This window comes from Luedemannella flava (genome assembly GCF_039528515.1).
GTDB lineage: Bacteria > Actinomycetota > Actinomycetes > Mycobacteriales > Micromonosporaceae > Luedemannella > Luedemannella flava.
On the sequence record NZ_BAAALT010000022.1, the window covers coordinates 68,025 to 74,081 of the forward strand.

5 protein-coding genes are annotated in these 6,057 nt (G+C 73.9%); all 5 read right to left on the reverse strand.

Annotation, left to right across the window (positions count from 1 at the left end; translation table 11 throughout):
* Positions 1-25: 25 nt before the first annotated feature.
* Positions 26-784 carry a PIN domain-containing protein gene (locus ABD211_RS05360; RefSeq protein ID WP_344126818.1) on the reverse strand — a complete coding sequence of 253 codons (759 nt, stop codon included), beginning with the start codon at positions 782-784 and terminating at the stop codon, positions 26-28.
* 62 nt (positions 785-846) lie between these two features.
* Positions 847-1,680 (reverse strand): hypothetical protein, encoded by an 834-nt coding sequence (locus ABD211_RS05365; protein ID WP_344126819.1) that lies wholly within the window; start codon positions 1,678-1,680, stop codon positions 847-849.
* A gap of 15 nt (positions 1,681-1,695) precedes the next feature.
* The gene (locus ABD211_RS05370; protein ID WP_344126820.1) at positions 1,696-1,851 is read right to left on the reverse strand and encodes a hypothetical protein; all 156 of its coding nucleotides are present in this window, start codon (positions 1,849-1,851) and stop codon (positions 1,696-1,698) included.
* A gap of 88 nt (positions 1,852-1,939) precedes the next feature.
* On the reverse strand, positions 1,940-5,164 hold the full coding sequence (locus tag ABD211_RS05375; protein ID WP_344126821.1) for an ATP-dependent helicase: 3,225 nt from the start codon (positions 5,162-5,164) through the stop codon (positions 1,940-1,942).
* A partial coding sequence (locus ABD211_RS05380) for a RecB family exonuclease (RefSeq protein WP_344126822.1) occupies positions 5,161-6,057 on the reverse strand: 897 nt, incomplete at its 5' end. The genes ABD211_RS05375 and ABD211_RS05380, both read right to left, overlap by 4 nt.

The window sequence follows — 6,057 nt, forward strand, 5'->3', positions numbered from 1 at the left end:
CAGAAGCGTCAAAGCGCCCATCCCGTCACCAGCCAACCGGGGCGGTCATGGCACCGACCTGCTTCGGTAACTGAGCGGATACAAGATCGGCAGTTGTGAGCCGGTACCACCAATGCCCACCCGGACCCAGATTCGGATCGCCATTCAGCGCGCCGGCGAAGTACCCCGCGCTGGGATTGATCAGGCCAACGGACACAAGTTCCCGCGCCTGAGCGATCGGAAACGCAAGATCACTGTCATTACTTATGACCACCGCCGCGTCAATACGCTGATGACGCAGCAAGTCGAGTAGGAGATGGGCGGCCACGTTGACGTCGGAGCCCTTCTCTTCGCGCTTAGCCACCGAAACCAGGAACCTGGCGTCGGCGGAACGCTGACCGGCGGCATCCTGCACCATGACCGGCCAGGCCGGGCTCGCCAACACCGGCCTACCCTGCGGACCACGCACCGCCAACGGCGCGTACGCGACGCGATTGACGTAGTGCCCTAGCGCGATCTCGTCCACCGACCCAGCAGCGCGAAGGGCCCGGAGGTAGATGTTCTGATCCCGCGCTCCATCCGGATTGCCAGCGCCGTCGATCTTGGCCGTGCAGTACACCACCCGGACGACGCAGGCATCGGACCAACCCGAATGTTGGGCGATGATCGTGGCCGCCAGACGACGCAGGTCCAGCCAACGCCATCCGGGCTGACCTCGCCCGCCAACCAGGCCACGGCCGCCGTAGTAGAGGTTGAAACCATCGATGTATACGCCGACTCGGCGGGCGGCAAGGGGCGCGGTCACCAAGCCATTAAGGCGAAACCCGGCACACATCGCAAACAGGTCGTCACCCGTTCGGGTGACGACTACACCGGGCGGACGGAGGTGAGGACGTCGTCGACGATCCATTCCCAGTCGGCGACCGTGTTGGGGACGGAGACGTAGAGGACGGCGGCCGTGGGGCGCCCCACGTCGATGAGGGCGACCGCCACCAGCTCGCTGGTCGCGCGTAGGCCTGACGCCGTGAAGCTCAGCCGGAACATCGTCACCCAGGCGGGCCGGCCGCCGAGCGTGGTGCTCTCCTCCCGCAACGGTTCCATGCGGGTGGGCTGGGGGTAGTACTCCGCGCGCACGTCGGCGGCCACCTGCCGGCCCGTGCACGCCAGGTCCACGGCGAAGCTGTCGTTCACCGTGGCGGGCACGGCCGCGCTCAGCAGCGACGCGAGGTAGTCGCCCTGCGAGTACACCTCGGTGACGAAGAACTGGCCGCTGCCGTACGGGACCTCCAGGGTGCCCATCCGCCACAGGTACGGCCAGGTCTTCCACGGCGCGCCGTACGCGCGGTAGGAGATGCCGGCCCGCTCGTCGACCGTCCGGGGGCCTTCAGGCACCGCGGGCGCCGATGGCGGCGGGGACGCCTCGCCGCCCGTCGGCGGCGGGCACAGCCGGGCGAGGGTGGGTCGCACGTCCGGGGGCGGCGCCGGGCGCCCCGACAGGGGACCGGTGCCGTCGCCGATGCCGCCGTTGAGCACCAGGATCAGCACCACGACCAGCCCGGTCGCGACGATGGCGGCGGCCGCCCCGCCGTACCAGAGAAAGGTTTTCCGGGGTGGGCGTGCGGGCGGCGGCGGGGACTCCGCCGGCCACCACGGAGTCTCGGCGCGACCGGTGACCGCGCCCGAGGGGAACTCGGAAGGCATGACGTCACGACCCCGTCAGGGCAGCGGCCCGTCGGGCGACGTGATGTCCACGATCGGCGGGAACATGGGGCTCTGGCCGTCGAACGCGAACGTGACGACGGCGGCCATGATCAGCCCGACCACGGCCAGGCCGACCACCACCAGCATCTCCCGCGCACCCGACGTCGTCATCGTGTTCAACCCCCCGCGACAGGATGGCGCACGTGACGGCCTCCCGACCGGAACACCACACAACCTGCACGCGAATGTGACCAACGCTTCATGTAGCGGCCTCGGGCAACGCCGCGACCAGCGCCGTCAGCCCGGCCTCGTCGAGCAGGTCCACCGGGCGCACGGTGACCCCGGACGCGACGTAGTGGAACGCGGCCCCGACCTGCGCCAACGGCACCCCGATGAGTTCGGCCCAGGCCAGCCTGTACGCCGCCAGCTGCACCGCCGCCGCGTCGGCGGCCGCGCCGACGGGCTCCTTGCCCGTCTTCCAGTCGACGACCGTGTAGCCGCCGTCGGGCTCGGCGAACACGGCGTCCATCCGGCCGCGCACCACCACCCCGGCGACGACCGTCGCGAACGGCACCTCGACCCGGGCCGGCACCCGGTCGGCCCAGTCGGACGCGAGGAACGCCTCCTGCAGGGCCAGGAGGTGCTCGTCGGGGGCCGGGTCCAGGTCGCCGTAGCCGGGCAGCTCGTCGAGGTCGAGCAGCGGCGCGCCGCCGAAGCGCTGTTCGAGCCAGAGGTGGAAGGCGGTGCCCCGGCGGGCGTACACGTCGGGGGCCTCGGGCAGGGGGCGGCGCAGCCGGCGCGCGAGCCGCTGGGGGTCGCGGCGCAGGGCGACGAGCTGCGACACCGACAGGTGCGCGGGCAGCGCCACCTCGATGACCGAGCGGCTGCGTTCGCGCTCCCGCTCGGCGAGCAGCAGCTGCGTCTCCAACGCCCACCGGTCGGCCTCGGCCTGCTCGGCGATGGTCAGCTCCGGTCCCTCGTCGGTCGCCGATCGCACCAGGTCAGCCGCCTCGGTGAGCGCCGGCCGGCGGGCGCCCAGCGGGTCCACCGGCCAGACCGCCAGCGCCTTGATCGCCATGGTGGGGTTGGACTCGCCGTCCGGCGGCGCGGGGCGCCAGGGCGCCACGACACCCGCGCCCGCCCGGCACGCCTGCGCGACCTCCTCCAGGAACGGCGAGGCGCCGCGCGGCTTCTTCACGTTCTCCCCCCACCAGTACCCGCTGCACAGCAGGAGGTGGCGGGGGCGGGTGACGGCCACGTACGCGAGCCGGCGCTCCTCGCGCTCGTGGTGGGCGGCCCAGTCGGCGTCGAACTTCTCGACGGCGTTGCGCACCCCGGCGCCGTCCTGCGCGCCCGCCAGGGACAGTTCCGGCAGGCCGGAACGGTCGCCGCGGAGCGGGAACGGCAGCACGCCGAGGCCGCGCAGCCAGTTGTCGGACTTCGCCGCGGCGTCCGGGAAGGTGCCGGCGCACAGGCCGGCGACGGCCACCACGTCCCACTCCAGGCCCTTGGCGGCGTGCGCGGTGAGGATCTGCACGGCGCCGTCGAGCACCTCGACCTCGCCGGGCGGCAGTCCACGCTCCTCGTCCTCGGCGGCGTCGAGGTAGGCCAGGAAGGCGCTCAGCGTGGCGCCCTCGCTCTCCTCCGCGAACCGGGCGGCCACGTCGCCGAACGCGTCGAGGTGCGCCCGGGCCAGCCCGGCCGAGCTGACGGCCCGTCCCGTGTGGGCGCGGACCGCCACCTCGACGTCCAGGCCGATGGTGTGCGCGACGTCGGCGACCAGGTCGGGCAGCGCCTGGCCGAGCCGGCGGCGCAGGCCGCGCAGCTCGTCGCGGAGCCGTTCGAGGCGCGCGTGCCCGGTCGCGGAGAACCCGTCGACGGGGCCGAGGTCGTCGAGCGCCTCCGTCAGCGTGGCGGCGTCGAGGCGGTCAGCGACGGGCGCCTCCTCAGCGGGGCGGCGGTCGCCGGCGAGGTGGCGGGCGCGCCGGTAGAGCGCCACGATGTCGCGCGGGCCGAGCCGCCAGCGGGCGCCGGTGAGCAGCCGCAGCAGCGCGCCGCCGGCCGTCGGGTCGGCGAGCACGCGCAGGGTGCTCACGATGTCGCGGACCTCGGGCGTGTCGAGCAGGCCGCCGAGGCCGACTACCTCGGTCGGCAGGCCGCGCTCGCGCAGCGCCGCCTCGATCACCGGGATCTGCTTGCGGGTACGCACCAGGACGGCGGTGGTGGGGGCGGGGGTGCCGCCGCGCCAGTCCTCCCAGGCCTGGTCGATCCGGTCCGCGAGCCACTCGGCCTCGTCCAGGTAGGAGTCGAGCAGCGCCGCGCGTACCCGGGGGTGGTCCGGGGTGGCCTCGGCCCGGCCGGGCGCCGCGGACAGTTCGCGCACGCGCAGGCCGGTCGAGCGCAGCGGGGCGCTCACCTCGTTGGCGACCGCGAGGATCTCGGGGGCGTTGCGCCAGCTCACCGACAGCGACCCGATCGCGGCGGGCGCGCCTGCCGCGGTCGGGAAGTCGTCGGGGAAGCGGTCCAGCGTGCCGGCGCCCGCGCCCCGCCAGCCGTAGATGGACTGGCAGGGGTCACCCACCGCGGTCACCGGATGTCCGCCGTGGAACAACGACCTCAGGAGTACGACCTGGGCGTGCGAGGTGTCCTGGTATTCGTCCAGGAGGACCACCCGGAACCGGTCGCGCTCGACCTCGCCGACCTCGGGATGGTCGCGGGCCACCTCGGCGGCGCGGCGCAGCTGGTCGCCGAAGTCCATCGCCTCGACGCCGGCCTTGCGGTCGGCGTAGCGGCGCACGAGCGGCAGCAGCGCGAGCCGCGCCCGCTGCCGGTCGAGCACGCCCTGCGTGGGCGCGTAGACCTTGTCGGAGCTGCGTTGCAGCACCTCGGCCGCCAGGCGGCCGGTGAACCGGGACACGTCCGCCGGGTCGCACAGGTGCTCGGCCAGCTCCCCGGCGAGCGCGAGGACGGCGGCCGTGGCGCTCGGATGGCCGAGCATGAAGGCGTCCATGTCGCCGTCGTACTGGCGCACCACCGCGTCGGCGAGCTGCCAGCAGGCGGCCTCGCTGAGCAGCCGCGCGGACGGCTCGTAGCCGCCCCGCAGCCCGTGCTCGCGCACGATGCGCGCCGCGAACGCGTGGTACGTCGAGACGGTCGGCTCCCCCGCGAGTTGCGCGTCGCGGCCGAGCAGGCGCACCGCGCGGCCGAGGTAGAGCCGGATGCGGTGGGCCAGCTCGCCGGTCGCCTTGCGGGTGAACGTGAGGCCCAGCACCTGGTCGGGGCGGACGTGCTGGTTGACGACGAGCCACATGACCCGCAGCGCCATCATCTCCGTCTTGCCGGAGCCGGCGCCCGCGACGACCAGGAACGGCTCGTCCGGCGGCGCCGCGATGATCTTCTGCTGCTGCGGGCTGACCCGGTAGCGCAGGCCGAGCCGGCGGGCGAGCTCGTCCGGGGTGAACCGGGGGCCGATCGCGGTGGTCATTCGCCGGTCACCTGCCGTCCCTTCGCGTTGACGGGGCACGACGTGCGCACCGGGCAGAACCGGCACGAGTCGTTGACGACGGCGGTGAACGTGTTGTGCGCCATCGCGCCGGCGGCCCGGCGCACCATCGCCTTCGCCCAGCCCGGGTCGCCGGACTCGGACAGCGCCGCCTGCGACCGCACGGCCGCGGCCTTGCTGTCGGAGCCCAGCGACACGATCTCGGCGCCGCCGGAGACGTCACCCTCCTCGAACGCGCCCGCCTCGACGGCCGCCTGGTAGGCGGCGAGCTGCGCATGCTCCTGCGCCTCCTCGACGGTCGGCGGGGTCTTGCCGGTCTTCAGGTCGATGACGACCAGCGAGCCGTCGTCGTTCATCTCCAGCCGGTCGACCCGGCCCTTCAGCTCCACGGTGGGGTCGTCGGCGAACTGCGGGTCGAGGCGGGCCACGAACTCCCGCTCGATCGCGATGAGCCGGCGCGGGTTGGCGGCCAGCCAGCGCAGCAGCTTGTCGACCATCAGCTCGCTGCGGCGGCGTTCCCGGTCGCCGAGCCAGACGGCGGCCAGCTCGATGGAGTCGAAGTGCTGGGCGACGTAGTCGCGCAGCACCTGCGGGTCGGTCGCGGCGTCCTCGGCCAGCATCGCCGCGCCGTGCAGCAGGTTGCCCACGCCCTGGCGGGCCGTCTCGGGCTCGCTGCCGCCGTGCCGCTCCAGCAGCCAGCGCACGCCGCACCGCAGCACGCTCTCCACGGTGGACGGTGACACGCGTACGGGCGCGCCCGGCTCGCCGAGCGGGCCGTCGTCGGACAGCTCGGGCAGGCCCCACCAGTCGACCGGGTCGGCCCCCGGCACGCCGGCTCCGGCCAGCTCGGCCAGCCGGGCGGCGGCCGCCCGGCG